General features: G+C 63.0%; 16 protein-coding genes. 6 read left to right on the top strand and 10 right to left on the bottom strand.

The annotated features are described in order from the left end of the window. Positions 1–104: 104 nt before the first annotated feature. Positions 105–686: a Holliday junction branch migration protein RuvA gene (gene ruvA, locus PPGU16_RS13705; RefSeq protein ID WP_180720461.1), complete on the bottom strand. Its 582-nt coding sequence runs from the start codon at positions 684–686 to the stop codon at positions 105–107. A 163-nt stretch (positions 687–849) separates the two neighbouring features. Here ruvA and PPGU16_RS13700 point away from each other — a divergent pair, with 163 nt between their 5' ends. Beyond that, positions 850–1,482 carry a LysE family translocator gene (locus PPGU16_RS13700; RefSeq protein ID WP_180720460.1) on the top strand — a complete coding sequence of 211 codons (633 nt, stop codon included), beginning with the start codon at positions 850–852 and terminating at the stop codon, positions 1,480–1,482. Positions 1,483–1,494: 12 nt separating this feature from the next. Here PPGU16_RS13700 and ruvC read toward each other — a convergent pair whose 3' ends face one another. The 6 genes from ruvC to PPGU16_RS13670 form a co-directional block, all read right to left on the bottom strand. Next, positions 1,495–2,037, bottom strand: a complete 543-nt coding sequence (gene ruvC / locus PPGU16_RS13695; protein WP_007587471.1) for a crossover junction endodeoxyribonuclease RuvC — start codon at positions 2,035–2,037, stop codon at positions 1,495–1,497. A 117-nt stretch (positions 2,038–2,154) separates the two neighbouring features. Continuing rightward, complete coding sequence (purH, locus tag PPGU16_RS13690; RefSeq protein ID WP_180720459.1) at positions 2,155–3,720, bottom strand: bifunctional phosphoribosylaminoimidazolecarboxamide formyltransferase/IMP cyclohydrolase; 1,566 nt, start codon at positions 3,718–3,720, stop codon at positions 2,155–2,157. A gap of 43 nt (positions 3,721–3,763) precedes the next feature. After that, on the bottom strand, positions 3,764–3,997 hold the full coding sequence (locus tag PPGU16_RS13685) for a Fis family transcriptional regulator (RefSeq protein ID WP_007587477.1): 234 nt from the start codon (positions 3,995–3,997) through the stop codon (positions 3,764–3,766). Beyond that, positions 3,994–5,058: a tRNA dihydrouridine synthase DusB gene (dusB, locus tag PPGU16_RS13680; protein WP_180720458.1), complete on the bottom strand. Its 1,065-nt coding sequence runs from the start codon at positions 5,056–5,058 to the stop codon at positions 3,994–3,996. The genes PPGU16_RS13685 and dusB overlap by 4 nt, the downstream gene beginning before the upstream one ends. A gap of 204 nt (positions 5,059–5,262) precedes the next feature. Next, positions 5,263–6,480, bottom strand: coding sequence for a UbiH/UbiF/VisC/COQ6 family ubiquinone biosynthesis hydroxylase (locus tag PPGU16_RS13675; protein ID WP_180720457.1), 1,218 nt, complete (start codon positions 6,478–6,480; stop codon positions 5,263–5,265). Between the two features lie 21 nt (positions 6,481–6,501). Continuing rightward, positions 6,502–7,902 (bottom strand): aminopeptidase P N-terminal domain-containing protein, encoded by a 1,401-nt coding sequence (locus PPGU16_RS13670; RefSeq protein ID WP_180720456.1) that lies wholly within the window; start codon positions 7,900–7,902, stop codon positions 6,502–6,504. A gap of 301 nt (positions 7,903–8,203) precedes the next feature. On the opposite strand from PPGU16_RS13670, the gene PPGU16_RS13665 reads away from it, so the two are divergent. Both PPGU16_RS13665 and loiP read left to right on the top strand, forming a co-directional pair. Then, on the top strand, positions 8,204–8,812 hold the full coding sequence (locus PPGU16_RS13665; RefSeq protein ID WP_180720455.1) for a glutathione S-transferase N-terminal domain-containing protein: 609 nt from the start codon (positions 8,204–8,206) through the stop codon (positions 8,810–8,812). A 262-nt stretch (positions 8,813–9,074) separates the two neighbouring features. Beyond that, complete coding sequence (loiP, locus tag PPGU16_RS13660; protein ID WP_180720454.1) at positions 9,075–9,830, top strand: metalloprotease LoiP; 756 nt, start codon at positions 9,075–9,077, stop codon at positions 9,828–9,830. 789 nt (positions 9,831–10,619) lie between these two features. Here the strand turns inward: loiP and PPGU16_RS13655 are convergent. The 3 genes from PPGU16_RS13655 to PPGU16_RS13645 all read right to left on the bottom strand — a co-directional run bounded on the left by PPGU16_RS13655 (position 10,620) and on the right by PPGU16_RS13645 (position 14,220). Beyond that, positions 10,620–12,230: an FMN-binding glutamate synthase family protein gene (locus PPGU16_RS13655; protein WP_180720453.1), complete on the bottom strand. Its 1,611-nt coding sequence runs from the start codon at positions 12,228–12,230 to the stop codon at positions 10,620–10,622. Between the two features lie 297 nt (positions 12,231–12,527). Continuing rightward, the gene (gene mnmA / locus PPGU16_RS13650) at positions 12,528–13,679 is read right to left on the bottom strand and encodes a tRNA 2-thiouridine(34) synthase MnmA (RefSeq protein ID WP_180720452.1); all 1,152 of its coding nucleotides are present in this window, start codon (positions 13,677–13,679) and stop codon (positions 12,528–12,530) included. A gap of 43 nt (positions 13,680–13,722) precedes the next feature. Further along, the gene (locus PPGU16_RS13645; protein ID WP_180720451.1) at positions 13,723–14,220 is read right to left on the bottom strand and encodes an NUDIX hydrolase; all 498 of its coding nucleotides are present in this window, start codon (positions 14,218–14,220) and stop codon (positions 13,723–13,725) included. Positions 14,221–14,508: 288 nt separating this feature from the next. On the opposite strand from PPGU16_RS13645, the gene PPGU16_RS13640 reads away from it, so the two are divergent. The 3 genes from PPGU16_RS13640 to PPGU16_RS13630 all read left to right on the top strand — a co-directional run bounded on the left by PPGU16_RS13640 (position 14,509) and on the right by PPGU16_RS13630 (position 17,492). Next, positions 14,509–15,651 carry a Re/Si-specific NAD(P)(+) transhydrogenase subunit alpha gene (locus PPGU16_RS13640; protein WP_180720450.1) on the top strand — a complete coding sequence of 381 codons (1,143 nt, stop codon included), beginning with the start codon at positions 14,509–14,511 and terminating at the stop codon, positions 15,649–15,651. Positions 15,652–15,716: 65 nt separating this feature from the next. Beyond that, positions 15,717–16,040 (top strand): NAD(P) transhydrogenase subunit alpha part 2, encoded by a 324-nt coding sequence (locus PPGU16_RS13635; protein ID WP_180720449.1) that lies wholly within the window; start codon positions 15,717–15,719, stop codon positions 16,038–16,040. Then, positions 16,041–17,492, top strand: a complete 1,452-nt coding sequence (locus PPGU16_RS13630; RefSeq protein WP_180720448.1) for an NAD(P)(+) transhydrogenase (Re/Si-specific) subunit beta — start codon at positions 16,041–16,043, stop codon at positions 17,490–17,492. It begins immediately after the preceding gene. The last annotated feature ends 377 nt before the right edge of the window (positions 17,493–17,869 follow it).

Below are 17,869 nucleotides of genomic sequence, written 5' to 3'. Positions count from 1 at the left end.
CATTGTACCGCGCAGAGCCTGTTCGACGACCTGGCCGAATGGCCAGGGTGTACATCCAGACGCGCCATGCGAAGCTTCACACATCGCCGCTGCCGCAAGCCGCCTCAGCCCTTCGACAGCGCCTTCAACGCGAGCTTGATGCCCTCGGAAACGCCGGTGCCTGCGGGCACGTTCTTGATGGCCGCGAGCGCTTCTTTTTCGGAGTAACCCAATGCCAGCAGCGCATTCAGAATGTCGGACGCATGGTCGGACTGCGACGCGGCGCCCGCCATCGCGCCAAGGTCGGCGCCGAGCTTGCCCTTCAGTTCGAGCAGGAGCCGCTCCGCCGTCTTCTTGCCGATACCCGGCACGCGCGTGAGGCGCGCGGCGTCCTGCATCGTTACCGTCTGCGACAGCTCCTGCACGCTCATGCCGGACAGCACGGCGAGCGCCATGCGCGCGCCGATGCCCGTGATCTTTAACAACTCGCGAAACGTCGAACGCTCTTGCGGCGTGAGAAAGCCGTACAGCAGATGCGCGTCTTCGCGCACGATCATCTGCGTGAGCAACACGACTTTTTCGCCGGTGCCGGGCAGGTTGTAGAACGTGCTCATCGGCACATCGACTTCGTAGCCGACGCCGTTGCAGTCGATCAGAAGGTGAGGCGGATTCTTTTCCAGCAAAACGCCGGCGATGCGACCGATCATGGCGGGTTCTATCGAGAGAGAAAGCGCGAGTGTAGCGCAGGGTAGAGGGCTTTCGTACGTCGTATCTGGTGAGGTAGGTGGGCGACCGATTGACCAGGCCGCAGCCGCTCAATACACTGAGATCCCTTTTGGACGTTCCGTAACTGACCAAAAGGGGTCTTCGATGCTCAGTCTCGCCACGCTCGCGCTGTTCTCAGGCGCGTGTCTCGCACTTACCGCCACGCCCGGTCCCGATATGTTGCTGATTGCTTCCCGCAGCGTGAGCCAGGGAAGGGCAGCGGGTTTTGCGTCCTTCGCCGGGATCATGGTCGGCACGTATTGCCATGCGCTCGCCGCGGCGTTCGGCCTGTCACAGCTGTTTCTTGCCGCGCCGATGGCCTATGACATCGTGCGCTTCGCGGGCGCGGCCTACTTGCTCTATCTGGCCTGGAAAACGTTCCGCTCGGAAGGAACGATGCTGACGCCTGATGCGTCGATGCGACGTTATCCCGTCGGCAGGATTTTCAGGCAAGGGTTGTTCACGAACCTGATTAATCCGAAGGTTGCGCTGTTCGTGCTCGCATTGTTTCCGCAGTTCGTGAAGCCGGAGGCGGGCTCGGTCGCGTTGCAGATCATGTTGCTTGCGACCGTACTCAATGTGATCGGCTTCTTCGTGAATGGCAGCGTGATTCTGCTTGCCAGCAGACTGAGCCGGAAACTGAACAGCGGCAAGAGCGCGTCGCGCTGGCCGCAGTATCTGCTCGGTTCAGTGTTCGCCGGGCTGGCTTGCCGGCTCGCTCTGGCGGGACAACGCTGACGCTACAGACGTCTAGCCGATCAGCCGCCCGCGCCGCACCCGCAAGCCTTTCTTCGCGAGCGCCGGCGCAATGCCGCCCAGCGTGCTCAACGTGCCGCCGCCATGTGCGTGGCAAATCGCCATGCCGAGCGCATCGGCGGCATCCGTTGACGGAATACCGGATAGACACAACAGACGCACGACCATCTGCTGCATCTGCTCTTTGGTCGCGCGTCCGTAGCCGACAACGGCTTGCTTCAATTGCAACGCGGTGTATTCGGCAACCGGCACGCCGCCCGCCACCAGGCCGCAGATCGCGGCGCCGCGCGCCTGGCCGAGCAACAGCGTCGATTGCGGATTCACGTTCACGAACACCTTTTCGATCGCCGACTGGTCCGGCGCATGCTGGCGGATCAGCGTGGAAATACCCTCGAATATGGTGCCCAGGCGTGACGGCAGATCGGCATCGGCGGTCTTGATGACGCCGCTCGTCACGTAAGTCAGCTGATGGCCGGACTGATCGATCACGCCGAAACCGGTGACGCGCAAGCCTGGGTCGATGCCGAGAATTCTCATAGGTGCCGTGCTTATTCAGTGCCTGCGATACTACAACGGCACAACGTCAAACGCGAAATGCAAAACGGCCCGGCAGTTGCAACTGCCGGGCCGTTTCAGAAGAAGCAGGTCAGCCGATCAGTGGCGGAAGTGGCGGATGCCCGTCACGACCATCGCGATGTTGTGCTCGTCGGCGGCGGCGATCACTTCGTCGTCGCGCATCGAGCCGCCCGGCTGGATCACGCAGGTCGCGCCTGCGTTCACGACCACGTCGAGACCGTCGCGGAACGGGAAGAACGCATCCGATGCCACGGCCGTGCCCGACAGCGTCAGGCCCGCGTTCTGCGCCTTGATGCTCGCGATGCGCGCCGAGTCCACGCGGCTCATCTGGCCCGCGCCGACGCCCATCGTCATGCCGTTCGCGCAGAACACGATCGCGTTCGACTTGACGAACTTCGCGACGCGCCAAGCGAACAGCAGATCGTCCATTTCCTTGGGTGTCGGGTGACGCTTCGTCACGACGCGCAGTTCGTGCGGCTGCACGTTTTTCGCATCGAGCGATTGCACGAGCAGACCGCCGCCCACGCGCTTCAGATCGAACGCGTTGTGGCCTTCGCCCAGCGCGATTTCGAGCAGACGCACGTTCTGCTTGGCCGCGAACACCTGCTTCGCTGCATCGCTGAACGACGGTGCGATCAGCACTTCGACGAACTGCTTCGCGACAGCCTGGGCCGCCGTTTCGTCGACTTCGCGGTTGAACGCGATGATGCCGCCGAACGCCGACGTCGGATCCGTCTGGAACGCCTTCGAATACGCTTCGTGCGGGTTCGCGCCGACAGCCACGCCGCACGGGTTCGCGTGCTTGATGATCACGCAGGCAGGCGCGTCGAACGTCTTCACGCATTCCCACGCGGCGTCGGAGTCGGCGATGTTGTTGTACGACAGTTCCTTGCCCTGCAACTGGCGATAGTTCGCCAGTGCGCCAGCGGGCACCACGATGTCGCGATAGAACGCTGCGCTCTGGTGCGGGTTCTCGCCGTAGCGCAAGTCCTGCACCTTGTCGAACGCGAGGTTGAAGGTGGCGGGGTACGTGTTGCGCTCGCGGTGCTGCAGTTCTTCCGTGAGGCTCGTCAGGTAGTTCGTGATCGCGCCGTCGTACTGCGCGGTGTGCGCGAACACCTTGGTCGCGAGGCGGAAGTTGGTCTTGTAGCCGACCGTGTTGCCGTTCGCGCGCATTTCTTCGAGCACGGTTGCGTAGTCAGCGGGATCGACCACGACGGTCACGTCGCGGTGATTCTTCGCTGCCGAACGCAGCATGGTCGGTCCGCCGATATCGATGTTCTCGATCGCGTCTTCCAGCGAGCACTCTTCCTTCGAGATCGTCTGCACGAACGGATACAGGTTCACGACGAGCAGATCGATGGTGGGAATGTCGTGCTTTTCGAGCGCGGCCATGTGCTCGGGCAGATCGCGGCGGGCGAGGATGCCGCCGTGCACCTTCGGGTGCAACGTCTTCACGCGCCCATCCAGCATTTCCGGAAAGCCCGTGTAGTCGGCCACTTCGGTAACGGGAAGGCCGGCGTCCGCGAGCAGTTTCGCGGTGCCGCCCGTCGACAGGATCTTGACGCCGAGGTCCGACAACGATTTCGCGAAATCGACGATGCCGGACTTGTCGGAAACGGAGATGAGCGCTTGCTTGATCATGATGAGAACAAAAGCCGATGAAAGGCGTGGCAGGGCGCCGAAACTACAGCAGGCCGTGCTGTTGCAGTTTCTTGCGCAGCGTATTGCGGTTGATGCCGAGATACTCGGCTGCCAGCGACTGATTGCCGCCGGCCTGCTCGAGCACCACCTCGAGCAACGGTTTTTCGACGCACGAAATCACCATGTCGTAGACGTCGTGCGGATTGGAGCCGTCGAGATCCTGGAAGTACATCCCCAGGCTATCGCGGACACATTGTTCGATATTGTGCTTGCTCATGCTGCTAGTCGGTCGGTTTGGTCCTGCTCACCGTCGTTGTTGACTTCGTTGTCGACGTACACGAGGCGGTCCGAAATCGCCTTTTGTGCGTCGAAGAATTCGTTGACGGCGAGCAGTTGTTCGCGCGTCGTGTCCAGCGTATTCATACGGTGGCGGAACACGTTGGCGCCAGAAAGGCCGCGAGTGTACCAGCCGATGTGCTTGCGCGCAGTGCGAACGCCCGTAAATTCGCCGTAGAACGCGTAGTGATCTTCGAGGTGCTCGTTCATCACCTGCTGGATTTCGTCGATGCGCGGCGCTTCCATCAACTCGCCCGTCAACAGGAAATGTTCGATCTCGCGGAACAGCCACGGACGCCCCTGCGCGGCGCGGCCGATCATGATGGCGTCCGCGCCCGTCGCGGCCAGCACTTCGCGCGCCTTGTGCGGCGACGTGATGTCGCCGTTCGCGACGACGGGGATCTTCACCGCGGCCTTCACGGCGGCGATCGTTTCGTACTCCGCTTCGCCGTGATACAGGTCGGCGCGCGTGCGGCCGTGCACCGTCAGCATCGAAATGCCGGCGCTTTCGGCCAGACTCGCGATGGTCAGCGCGTTTTTGTTGTCGCGGTCCCAGCCGGTGCGGATTTTCAGCGTGACGGGCACCGCATCCGGACCGACGCCGACGGCATTCACCACGGCTTCGACGATTCGCTGCACGAGCGGCTCGTTCTGCAGCAGCGCCGAACCGGCCGCGACATTGCAGACCTTCTTGGCCGGGCAGCCCATGTTGATGTCGATGATCTGTGCGCCGTTCGCGACGTTGTAGCGCGCGGCTTCGGCCATCATCTGCGGGTCGGCGCCCGCGATCTGCACCGCGATCGGCTCGACCTCGCCCGTGTGGTTGGCGCGGCGCATCGTCTTTTCGCTTTTCCACAACTGCGCGTTCGACGCCACCATCTCCGACACCGCATAGCCCGCGCCCATGCGCTTGCAGAGCTGGCGGAACGGCCGGTCGGTCACGCCCGCCATGGGGGCGACGAACAGATTGTTGCGCAGTGTGTGGGAGCCGAGAGTGGGCATAGCGGACATCGGCGGCGAACGTGAGGTGCGTCGAAATCGTGGAAATCGCGCACCGTACGTACCGCAAAATACGAGGGAAAACCGCTATTTTACCGTTAACGCGCTGACCCAGATCGAACCGCGCCTGAGGTAACTCATTAAATCTTCTATGAAAGTGGCCGCGCTCATAGAACGGTGACCACTTTTTCGCGATGTCGCAACGCGCTAGCGGCGTTGCCCGAACATCATCTGGCGGGCGAGCGCCGTCTTCACGGGCGGCACGAACTCGAGCGCCGTGAGGGCGAGACCACGCAGCGCCGCGAGCGGCGGAAAGTCGATCGTGAAGAGGCGGGCGAGCGTGTCGGTTGCGCCGATCGTCATACGGCGGTCGAGCGCGCGGCGCTGCGCGAATGCGATCAACGCGCTGCGCGTCGCGCCGTAGTGCGACAGCGCGTCGGCGAGCGCGTGCGCATCGCGCAAGCCGAGATTCAGCCCCTGGCCCGCGACGGGATGCAGCGTTTGCGCCGCATTGCCGATCGCGACGACGTTGCCCTTGACGAGCGTATCGACGGTGTTCAGCCCGAGCGGGAACGACGCGCGCCCCTTGATCTGCACGAAACGGCCCATCCGGTCGCCGAACTCGGCGCCGAGTTCGCGCAGAAAGTCTTCGTCGGGTAACTGCGCGCGGCGCGCCGCCTGTTCCGGCGCGCAGCACCAGACGAGCGCGTAGTCCGCGCCGCGCACGCCGCCCGTCGGCAGGAGCGCAATCGGACCTTGCGACGTAAAGCGTTCCCACGCGACATGCGGCTGCGGCGACGACAGCGTCACCGTGCCGACCAGCGCGGTTTGCCCGTAATCACGCGTTTCGCCGGAGCCCGCCTGCTGTTCGCCGAACAGGCCGCCTTCGGCGTTCACCAGAATGCGCGTGCGCAGCGTGCGCGTGACGTGCGCGCTTTCGATCGGCAGCAGCACGCCGTCGTCTTCCAGTTGCTGCGGCGCCTGCGCTTTCGTCGATTTGAACCAGTGCACGGGCGTCGCGCGCACGGTCTCGGCGAGTGCGTGGACGATCGAGCCATATCGCAGCACGTAGCCGAGCGCGGGCAGGCCGTGCTCCGAGTGATCGATCAGCGTGCGCCCGAAATGACCACGCTGCGAGACGTGAATGCGCTGGATCGCGGTTGCGTCGGATGGCCAGGCGAGCGGCTCGAGAATCATCCGGCTGCCATGCGATACGGCAATTGCGCGCGGGTCGGCAACCGAATCTTCCGGCTCGCGCGCGTCGATCAGCGCCACGTTCAGCTTCTGCGTTGCGCTGCGCCGCGCGAGCCAGCCCGCGAGCGCAAGACCGACCGGCCCCGCGCCGACGATCGTCACGTCGTAGTCGTAGGGCTCGCTGCTCGAAGGAAGGGCGGGCGTGTTCGCCGCCGGGTGGACTTCGCTCATCTTCTTGTCTGTTCCTTGCGCTCAGGCCACGCCGGCCTTCTGCGCGGGTTGCGCCTGCTGCATCAGCGCTTCGATTTCGTCCGCGTCGACGGGCACGTCGCGCGTCATCAGCTCGCAGCCGGTTGCCGTGACGATCGCGTCGTCCTCGATGCGGATGCCGATGTTCCAGTACTTTTCGGGCACGTCGTCGGCGGCGCGGATGTAAAGGCCCGGCTCGATCGTCAGCGTCATGCCCGGCTTCAGCGTGCGCCAGGGTAGCGCGCCGGTTTCATCGGCAGGCGCGCCGCGCTCGCGATAGTCGCCCGCATCGTGCACGTCCATGCCGAGCCAATGTCCCGTGCGATGCATGTAGAAGCGCGCATACGCACGCTCTTCGATGACTTCATCGACGCCCGCGAACAGATCGCGATTGAGAATGCCTGTGTCGAGCAGCCCTTGCGCGAGCACGCGCACCGCGGCCTGATGCGGCGCGTCGAAGTTCGCGCCTGCTTTCGTCGCATCGATCGCGGCCTGCTGCGCGGCCAGCACGATGTCGTAAAGCTCGCGCTGCGCGGGCGTGAAGCGGCCGCTCGCGGGGAAGGTGCGCGTGATGTCTGACGCGTAGCCGTCGAGTTCGCATGCGGCGTCGATCAGGATCAGATCGCCGTCCTGCGCGACTGCGTTGCCGGCCGGATAGTGCAGCACGCAAGCGTTGGCGCCCGCGGCGACGATCGAGCCGTACGCCGGTGCCTGCGCGCCGTGCTTGCGGAATATGTAGAGCAGTTCCGCTTCGAGTTCGTATTCGCGCACGCCGGGCCGGCATGCCGCCATCGCGCGCCGATGCGCCTGGGCAGAGATCGCGGCAGCACGGCGCATGATCGCGAGTTCGTGATCGTCCTTCACGAGGCGCATCTCGTCGAGCAGTGGCAGCAGATCATGCACCGCCGATGGCGCGAGCACGCCGCTTCTGCCTTGCATGCGCACCGCGTCGAGCCACTGGCGCACCTTGCCGTCGAACTGTTCCGACGCGCCCAGCGCATAGTGCAGCGCGGGCTTGTCGGCGATGATGCGAGGCAACTGGGCGTCGATTTCGTCGAAGGCAAAGGCGGCGTCAAAGCCGAATGCTTCGCGCGCGCCTTCGGGGCCGAAGCGGAAGCCTTCCCACGTCTCGCGCTCCGCGTTCTTCGCGCGGCAGAACAGGATCGCCGCGGGCTCGTCCTGCCTGGCGCTCGCGTCGAGCACGAGCATCGCTTCCGGTTCGGTGAAGCCCGTCAGATAGTAGAAGTAGCTGTCGTGCCGGTACGGATAGTCGGCGTCCCGGTTGCGCAGCACTTCGGGCGCGGTCGGAACGATGGCGACGCCGCCGCCCGCGGCGCGCAGCGCATCGAGTACGCGCGCGCGGCGCTGACGGTAGATATCGGTTGCCGGAGTCAGATCGGTCATGAGTGCAGTCGGCGGTTCATCGTGCGTGGTGGAGGGCGGCGCGGCAGGCAAGGTCATTCGCCGCGCGGCAATGTTGCGATTGTATCGCCCAACGGGAAACGCTTCCGGGTGGCTCCTGGCCGCGCGTGAGCCTTGGCTATCAGGCCAGGTAGACGGTCCCGCCCGCGGCCGGCATTGTTGCAATCTGTCTACAACCCGGCGCGCCGGCAGGGCGAAGCGCAGCGCGCAGCGCACGGAAAACCTTCCAGCGCGCGCCCGCGCACTTATACTTTCGCCCAATTTCAATCCAAGGCAGGATGTAATGAAACTCATCGGTTCGCTGTCGAGCCCATTTGTCCGCAAGGCGCGGATCGTGCTCGCCGAAAAGAAAATCGACTACAAGCTCGAACTCGAAAACGTCTGGGCCGACGACACGGCCATCCACGAGTACAACCCGATCGGCAAGGTGCCGTGTCTCGTGATGGAAGACGGTGCGGCCGTGTTCGACTCGCGCGTGATCTGCGAATACGTCGACACGCTGTCGCCCGTGTGCAAGCTCGTGCCGCAGTCGGGCCGCGAGCGCGTCGAAGTGCGCTGCTGGGAAGCGCTGGCGGACGGCATCATGGACGCCGCGGTGCTGATCCGCCTCGAAGGCGTGCTGCGTGAAGAAGCGCATCGCAGCAAATCGTGGATTGCGCGCCAGCGTCACAAGATCGACGACGGCCTGATCGCGATGGCGCAAGGGCTCGCCGCGAAGGCGTGGTGCGCGGGCAATCACTACACGCTCGCCGACGTGGCCGTCGGCTGCGCGCTGGGCTATCTCGACTTCCGCATGCCGCAATTGAACTGGCGCGAACAGCATCCGAATCTCGACAAGCACTATCAGAAGCTGTCGCAGCGTCAGTCGTTCATCGACACTGTATTGACGTGATCCGTGGCCCAGCGATTCATCGCGCATGGAAACGCCGCGTGAATGTCGCATGCGAGTGACGGAGTGTTAAGGAAGCTTTCGTTTTCCACGAAAAGACCTTTCGATATGTTAAAAAAGCGCCTGCCTGTCAGGCGCTTTTTCTTTGGGCGTCTGTCCGGATGAAGCCGTCGCGGCGCGCGGGTTTGCGTTCGTTCGCGGCAGCAGGCGGGGCGCACGGCGCCCTCGCACGACCATCGATAACATCGTCAAGGGAACGTTCGTCATGAAAACGATCCGCGTTGCTCTCGCCGCCGCCGCGTGCGGTGTGCTCGCTGCCTGTTCGGGGGTGAGCCTCGATCCCAATAGCCTCGTTCAGTCCGGCTCGCAGGCCGTGCAGGCTGCGTCCCTCACCGATGCCGACGTGCGCACACTGTCCGACAAGTCCTGCGCGCAGCTCGACGCGGAAAACAAGATTGCGCCCGCCGGCAGCCCGTACACGAAGCGCCTGAACAAGATTGCCGCGCAGCTTGGCGACAATATCAACGGCGTGCCCGTCAACTACAAGGTCTACATCACGAAGGACGTCAACGCGTGGGCGATGGCGAACGGCTGCGTGCGCGTCTATAGCGGTCTGATGGACATGATGACGGACGACGAAGTGCGCGGCGTCGTCGGTCATGAGATGGGTCACGTGGCGCTTGGCCACACGAAGAAAGCGATGCAGGTCGCGTATGCGACGTCGGCGGTGCGGTCGGTGGCGTCGTCGACGGGCGGTATCACGGCCGCGATCTCGTCGTCGCAACTTGGGGATTTCTCCGAGAAGCTGATCAACGCGCAGTTCTCGCAGTCGCAGGAATCGGCGGCGGACGATTATTCGTTCGATATCCAGAAGAAGAAAGGCCAGAACCCGGCTGGTCTCGTCACCGCGTTCAATAAACTCGCGAAGCTCGATGGAGGGAAGTCGAGTATGTTGAGTTCGCATCCGGCGTCGGCGGCGCGGGCGCAGCATATTCAGCAACGCATCGCGTCGAATCAGTAACGGTTTTTTTGCTGCGCAAGGCGTGGACGGTTTTAGTTCGGTTTGCTTTGCTTTGCGCTGGCATCCGCGTGATGTTATTGGTTCGCAAGCGTTGCCCCTGTGCGGGGCGGCACCTACTTTTCTTTGCCGCCGCAAAGAAAAGTAGGCAAAAGAAAGCGGCTCACACCGCCAGCCCGTGTGTTTATCCACGGGCCCCCAACGTCCCCGCGCTTCACACGGCAGTGCCCTCGCCGATGCTCGTTGCCAGCGCTTCGAACAATCGCATCACCCGCTTCAGGCACCCGTACAACGGTGCGCGGCAGCGAATGGTATGTGCCGCCCAGGTGGCAAACTCTGTGTAGGTTGTCGCGTCGTGTAAGTAAGCGCTCTTACAGGTGGGACGCGTGTGCTATCGGTCCGAAGTGAGGCGTGTGGAGCACTACGGCCTACACACAGTTTGCCACCTGGGCGGCGGAGGACTGTCTGGGCCGGCGTGCTGTAGCGCGGGAGCGTGAAGAGGGTGAGGCGCACCGCAAGAGCGCTGGCAACGAACGTCGGTCACGTGGTTGACGCGTGAAGTGTAAGACCCTTTGGGGGCCCTCAGGCAGGAACAAGGACTGGCGGTGTGAGCCGCTTTCTTTTGCCTACTTTTCTTTGCGGCGGCAAAGAAAAGTAGGTGCCGCCCCGCACAGGGGCAACGCATGCGAACCAATAACATCACGCGGATGCCGCCACAAAACCCGAAGCGGCCCAAAGTGCGACACTAGCAAACCAGAACCAACTCGCGGGATGCCCGCTAAAAAACCAGCATTACGCAGTGGCCGACTCGAGTTCCGGCGCAAACGAATCACTCCGCGCCACGGGCCACCATTTCTCATACAACGTATAACGATACTGCCCCACCAGCAAATCGCCAGGTTCGAGATACTTCAGCAGATCCGACATCAACCGCACCTCATACGACGACACCCGCCGCACGATATGGTGCGCACGCAGATCAGCAGGATGCCGCAGGCCAGCAGCCTGAACGATCTCCTGCAACGCATGCAGCGTGTTGTGATGAAAGTTGAACACGCGGTCCGACTTGTCGGTAACGATCAGCGCCCGCTGGCGCACAGGGTCCTGCGTCGCAACACCCGTCGGGCAACGACCCGTATGACACGTCTGCGCCTGAATACACCCAACCGCGAACATGAACCCGCGCGCGGCATTCACCCAGTCAGCGCCGATCGCCAGCGTCTTCGCGATATCGAAAGCCGTAATCATCTTGCCGCTCGCGCCAATGCGAATCTTGTCGCGCAAGCCGACGCCAACTAACGTGTTGTGCACGAGCAGCAGCCCTTCCTGCAGCGGCACGCCGATGTGATCGGTGAATTCGAGCGGCGCCGCGCCCGTGCCGCCTTCCGCGCCGTCGACGACGATGAAGTCCGGCAGGATGCCCGTTTCCAGCATTGCCTTGGCGATGCCGAAGAATTCCCACGGATGCCCGATGCACAGCTTGAAGCCCGTTGGCTTGCCGCCCGACAGGTTGCGCAGACGCTCGACGAATTCGAGCAGTTCGCGCGGCGTCGAAAACTCCGAGTGCGTGGCGGGCGAGATGCAATCGCGGCCCATCGGCACGCCGCGTGTTTCGGAGATTTCGGGCGTGATCTTCGCGGCGGGCAACACGCCACCGTGGCCCGGCTTCGCACCTTGCGACAGCTTTACCTCGATCATCTTCACTTGCGGCTCGCTGGCCTGCTTCGCGAACTTGTCGGCGTTGAACGTGCCGTCGTCGTTGCGGCAGCCGAAGTAGCCCGATGCGATTTCCCAGATGATGTCGCCGCCATGCTCGCGGTGATACTTCGACATCGAGCCTTCGCCCGTGTCGTGCGCGAAGTTGCCTTTCTTCGCGCCGAGGTTCAGCGCCATAATCGCGTTCGCCGACAGCGAGCCGAAGCTCATCGCGGAGATGTTGAAGATCGACATCGAATACGGCTGCGCGCGGTTCGCCCCGACCACGACACGAAAGTCGTGGCCGTCGAGCTTGGTCGGCACGAGCGAATGGCTGATGAATTCGTGGCCCGTCGCCTTCACGTCGATTTCCGTGCCGTAAGGACGGCTGTCCACTTCATTCTTCGCGCGCTGATAGACGATGCTGCGTTGCGCACGCGAGAACGGCTTTTCTTCGGTGTCGTCTTCGACGAAATACTGGCGGATCTCAGGCCGGATGAACTCGAACAGGAAGCGGAAATGCCCCCACAGCGGATAGTTGCGCAGGATCGCGTGGCGCTCCTGCGTCAGATCGTAGGCGCCGAGCGCGACCAGCAGCACGGGCACGATGATCCACAGCCATGCGATGTGACCGGTTGCCGCGAGCGCGGCGCAGGCCGCCAGCAGCAGGATGGCACCCCACATCGCCAGATAACGTCGAGAAAACATGACAACTCCATTGCGGTGAATTCCTCGCAGCGGAAGCATCCGGCGCCGGTTGCGTCGGGGTCTTCTCGTGAAAACAGCGGGCGTCCGTGGGGATGGATCGCGCTGCGAAACGGTACGGCGGGTTGTTCTTGCCCAGTTAACGGCCTGTTTGACGGAACATGAAGCGAACCGTCAGCGCGCCGAAACGCGGGCGGCAGGACAACCGTCGCCCGGAAGATACAACGAAGCGGGAATCAGTGCAGCGATGTCGGCGGGAAAAGCTCGCGGAAGGTGTCCGCGAGGCTTTCCCGGCAAGGCTCAGCGCGCGGTCAGCAGCGCCGCCTTCTGAGGCTGGCGGACGACGGGTTGAGCCGTAGCCGCGTGTTCGATGATGCCGCCGCCGAGGCACACGTCGCCATCGTAGAGCACGGCCGATTGCCCCGGTGTGACAGCCCATTGGGCGTCGGTGAAATGAAGGGAAAAGAGCGCGTTCTTGTCGGCGCCGTCGGCAGCCCCGAACGTGCATGCTGCATCGGCCTGGCGATAGCGCGTCTTCGCCGCGCACGCATGGCCTTCCTCGGGCGCGTGGCCCGCGACCCAGCTCGTGTTGCCCGCCGTCAGCGTATGGCTCAGCAGCCACGGGTGATCGTGGCCCTGCGCGACATACAGCGTGTTCGACGCGATGTCCTTGCCCGCGACGAACCACGGCTCGCCGCTACCGTCCTTGCTGCCGCCCAGGCCAATGCCCTTGCGTTGCCCGAACGTATAGAACGCGAGGCCGATGTGCTCGCCGACCGTCTTGCCTTCGGTGGTCTTCATCGGGCCGGGTTTGGTCGGCAGATAGCGGTTCAGGAAGTCGCGGAACGGCCGCTCGCCGATAAAGCAGATGCCCGTCGAATCCTTTTTCTTCGCGTTCGGCAGGCCGATCTGCTCGGCAATCTCGCGCACCTTGGTCTTGGGGATTTCGCCGAGCGGGAACAGCGTCTTCGACAGTTGCGCCTGGTTCAGGCGATGCAGGAAGTACGACTGGTCCTTGGTGTGATCGAAGGCCTTCAGCAGCTCGAAACGGCCGTCGATTTCGCGCACGCGCGCATAGTGGCCCGTCGCGATGGTTTCCGCGCCGAGCGACATCGCGTGATCGAGGAACGCCTTGAACTTGATCTCGGCATTGCACAGCACGTCCGGGTTCGGCGTGCGGCCCGCCGAATACTCGCGCAGGAATTCGGCGAACACGCGGTCCTTGTATTCGGCCGCGAAGTTGACCGCCTCGACGTCGATGCCGATCAGGTCCGCGACCGAGACGACGTCGATCCAGTCCTGACGCGTCGAACAGTATTCGCTGTCGTCGTCGTCTTCCCAGTTCTTCATGAACAGGCCGACCACGTCGTAACCCTGTTCCTTCAGCAGCCACGCCGTGACCGACGAATCGACGCCGCCCGACATGCCTACCACCACTTTCTGTTTGCTCATGTGACTCTGCCTGACTGCTCTGTGTCGTGCCGAAGCACGCGTTCTATCGGGAGGGCCCGACCGAATGCGTTTGCACGAAGTCGAGCGGGAAACGCCGGCCGGCGAGGTAGTCGTCGATACATTGCATCACGAGCGGCGTGCGATGCCGCTCGGGGCACGCGCGCAGTTCGTCGGCGCTCATCCAGACGGTGCGCACGATATCGGGATCGAGCGCACGGGCCTCTGAAGGTTCGCCGTCCGTCGAGCCGCAATACGTGAAGCGCAGATACGTGACGCCGTCTTGCGGACCATCCACGGTGTCGGGCCGGCTGAAATGCGTCATATAGACGCCAACCAGCGCTGCGGGCGCGAATGACTGCGCCGTCTCTTCGAGCGTTTCGCGGATGACGGCCTGCGTCAGCGTCTCGCCTGCTTCCAGATGGCCGGCGGGCTGGTTCAGACGCAGCCCGGCGGGCGTATGTTCTTCGACCAGCAGGAAGCGCCCATCGCGTTCGACGACAGCCGCCACCGTGACATGCGGAGCCCAGGTTTCCGGTTTCATGGGACGGCATTTTACCGTTTATGGCCCGGGCTTGCCGGCGCCGGCGGAGAACGGACCGCCTCGCACTAGCACATATCGATGCAAAAGGCACGGAAAGACATAAGGATCGTGTTCCTGAATACCGGGATCGATACCAATTTCGATCTGCCCCTGGACTTCGGTTAAAGTGGACATCGTGGCTGAAGCCCCAGCCGTGCGTAGCCGTTGCACTTGCCTTTTGCATTGCCGGCGTTGCCCCTCGTCGGCGATTCCAGATTTTCATAACAGGATGGTCGAGGAGGATTCACGATGCACATCGGAGTGCCAGCCGAGACGCGGCCGTACGAAACACGCGTCGCCGCGACGCCCGAGACGGTCAAGAAGTACGTGTCGCAGGGCCACAGGGTTACCGTACAGAGCGGCGCAGGAACGGCCGCGAGCTATCTGGACGACGCGTACGCAGCTGCGGGCGCAGAACTCGTCGATGCGCCGACCGCGTTCGGCGCAGAGATCGTTCTCAAGGTTCAAAGCCCCACCGATTCAGAACTCCCGCTTCTTAAACGCGGTGCGGTGCTGGTCGGCATGCTGGAGCCGTTTAATGTCGAGAACGCATCAAAGCTTGCAGCCGCGGGAATAACTGCGTTCGCGCTCGAAGCCGCGCCGCGCACCACACGTGCGCAAAGCCTCGACGTACTGTCGTCTCAAGCCAACATTGCGGGCTACAAAGCGGTGTTGCTCGCCGCCGATCTTTACCCGCGCTTCATGCCGATGCTGATGACGGCGGCAGGCACCGTGAAAGCCGCGCGCGTGCTGATTCTCGGCGCGGGCGTCGCAGGCCTGCAGGCGATCGCGACCGCGAAGCGCCTTGGCGCCGTGATCGAAGCGTCGGACGTGCGTCCTGCCGTGAAGGAGCAGATCGAATCGCTCGGCGGCAAATTTCTCGACGTGCCTTACGAAACCGATGAGGAACGCGAAGCGGCCGAAGGCGTCGGCGGCTACGCCCGGCCGATGCCGCCGTCGTGGCTCACTCGCCAGTCGGCGCTGGTTCACGAGCGGGCGAAGCAGGCCGATATCGTGATCTCCACCGCGCTGATTCCTGGGCGCCCCGCGCCGACGCTGATCTCCGTCGAAACCGTGCAGGCCATGAAACCGGGTACGGTTCTCATCGACCTTGCCGCGGGACGCGGGCCCGAATACGAAGGCCAGCGGGGCGGCAACTGCCCGCTGACGGAGGCCGACAAGGTCGTCGTCAAGCATGGCGTGACGATCGCGGGGTATACGAACCTCGCGTCGATGGTCGCGTCGGACGCCTCGGCACTGTACGCCCGCAATCTGCTCGACTTCATGAAGCTGATCGTCACGAAGGAAGGCGCACTCAATATCGATCTCGCGGACGACATCGTCGCGGCCACGCTGGTGGCGCGCGACGGCGAAGTCACGCGCAAGGCATAGCGCACTAACGTGCATGTGACGAGAGTCAGCGCTAAAGCGCGAACTCTGGTCGACAGGAGACTCTGATGGAAGTCATCAACCATACCGTGATCAACCTGATCATTTTCGTGCTGGCGATCTACGTCGGCTACCACGTCGTCTGGAACGTGACGCCGGCGCTGCATACGCCGCTGATGGCCGTGACCAACGCGATTTCGGCGATTGTCATCGTCGGCGCGATGCTCGCGGCTGGCCTCACGGTCGGCGGCACGGGCAAGTTCTTCGGCACGATTGCCGTTGCGCTTGCCGCGGTGAACGTGTTCGGCGGGTTCCTCGTGACCAGGCGAATGCTGGAGATGTTCAAGAAGAAAGAGCCGAAGAAGATTGCTGGGCCCAAGGAGGGTGCATAAATGAGTCTGAACGTCGTTACGCTCCTTTATCTGATCGCCTCCGTCTGTTTCATCCAGGCGCTCAAGGGCTTGTCGAATCCGAAGACCGCGCGCACGGGCAACATGTTCGGCATGGTCGGCATGGCGATCGCGATTCTCACGACCGTTGCGCTGATCGCCAAGCAGGCGGCCGCGCTCGGCTCGAATCTGTCGCTGGGTCTGTCGCTGGTGTTCGTCGCGCTGGTGGTGGGCGGCGCGATCGGCGCGTTCGTTGCCGCGCGCGTCGAGATGACGAAGATGCCGGAACTGGTCGCGGCGATGCACTCGCTGATCGGTATGGCGGCCGTGTGTATCGCGTATGCGGTGGTGTCGGAGCCGGCTGCGTTCGGTCTCGGCTCCGAGGAAGGCATTCCGGGCTTCCTGCCGTATGGCAACCGGATCGAGCTGTTTATCGGCACGTTCGTCGGCGCGATTACGTTTAGCGGTTCGGTGATTGCATTCGGCAAGCTGTCGGGCAAATACAAGTTCCGGCTCTTCCAGGGCGCGCCTGTCGTCTATGCGGGTCAGCATCTGATCAACCTGCTGCTCGCGCTGGCGATGATCGGCTTCGGCGTGATCTTCTTCCTCACGCAATCGTGGCTGCCGTTCATCATCATGACGCTGATCGCGTTCGCGCTCGGCGTGCTGATCATCATCCCGATCGGCGGGGCGGACATGCCCGTCGTCGTGTCGATGCTGAACTCGTACTCGGGCTGGGCGGCGGCGGGCATTGGCTTCTCGCTGAACAACGCGATGCTGATCATTGCCGGGTCGCTGGTGGGTTCTTCGGGTGCAATTCTGTCGTACATCATGTGCAAGGCGATGAACCGCTCGTTCTTCAACGTGATCCTGGGCGGCTTCGGCGGCGAAGCGGGCGCGGCGACGGCGGGCGGGTCGGCTGAGCAGCGGCCTGTGAAGTCGGGGTCGGCGGAAGATGCGTCGTTCATGCTCGGCAATGCCGAGACCGTTGTGATCGTGCCGGGTTATGGTCTTGCTGTGGCGCGTGCTCAACATGCGCTGAAGGAACTGACCGATCTGCTGATCGAGAAGGGCGTGGACGTGAAGTATGCGATTCACCCTGTTGCGGGGCGTATGCCTGGGCATATGAACGTGCTGCTGGCTGAAGCTGAAGTGCCGTATGAGATCGTTCACGAGATGGAGGACATCAACGGCGAGTTCGGTCAGGTCGATGTGGTTCTTGTGCTCGGCGCGAATGACGTCGTTAATCCTGCGGCCAAGACCGATCCCAAGTCGCCGATTGCGGGTATGCCCATTATTGAGGCCTATAAGGCCCGGACTGTCATCGTGAATAAACGCTCGATGGCGGCGGGGTATGCCGGGCTCGATAATGATCTGTTCTATATGGACAAGACCATGATGGTGTTTGGCGATGCCAAGAAGGTGATTGAGGATATGGTCAAGTCTGTCGATTGAGGAGCTGATTACGCGGAGGCGCTTTGTTGTTTTTGCGCCTTCGCGGCGCGGGCGGTTGGTGTTCTGTCTTTTGCTCTGGCATCCGCGTTTTGCTTCTGGTTTGCTAGCGTTGCCCCTGTGCGGGGCGGCACCTACTTTTCTTTGCCGCCGCAAAGAAAAGTAGGCAAAAGAAAGCGGCTCACACCACCAGTTCTTGTTCCTGCCTGAGGGCCCCCACAGGTTCTTACGCTTCACACGGCAATCACGTGACCCACGCTCGTTGCCAGCGCTCTTGCAGTGCTCATCACCCGCTTCAAGCTCCCGCGTTACAGCATGGCGCGCCAGACATTCGTCTGCCGCCCAGGTGGCAAACTGTGTGTTGGCCCAAGTGCTCCACA

Source organism: Paraburkholderia largidicola (assembly GCF_013426895.1).
GTDB classification, from domain to species: domain Bacteria; phylum Pseudomonadota; class Gammaproteobacteria; order Burkholderiales; family Burkholderiaceae; genus Paraburkholderia; species Paraburkholderia largidicola.
This window is presented reverse-complemented; position numbering and strand designations above follow the sequence as displayed.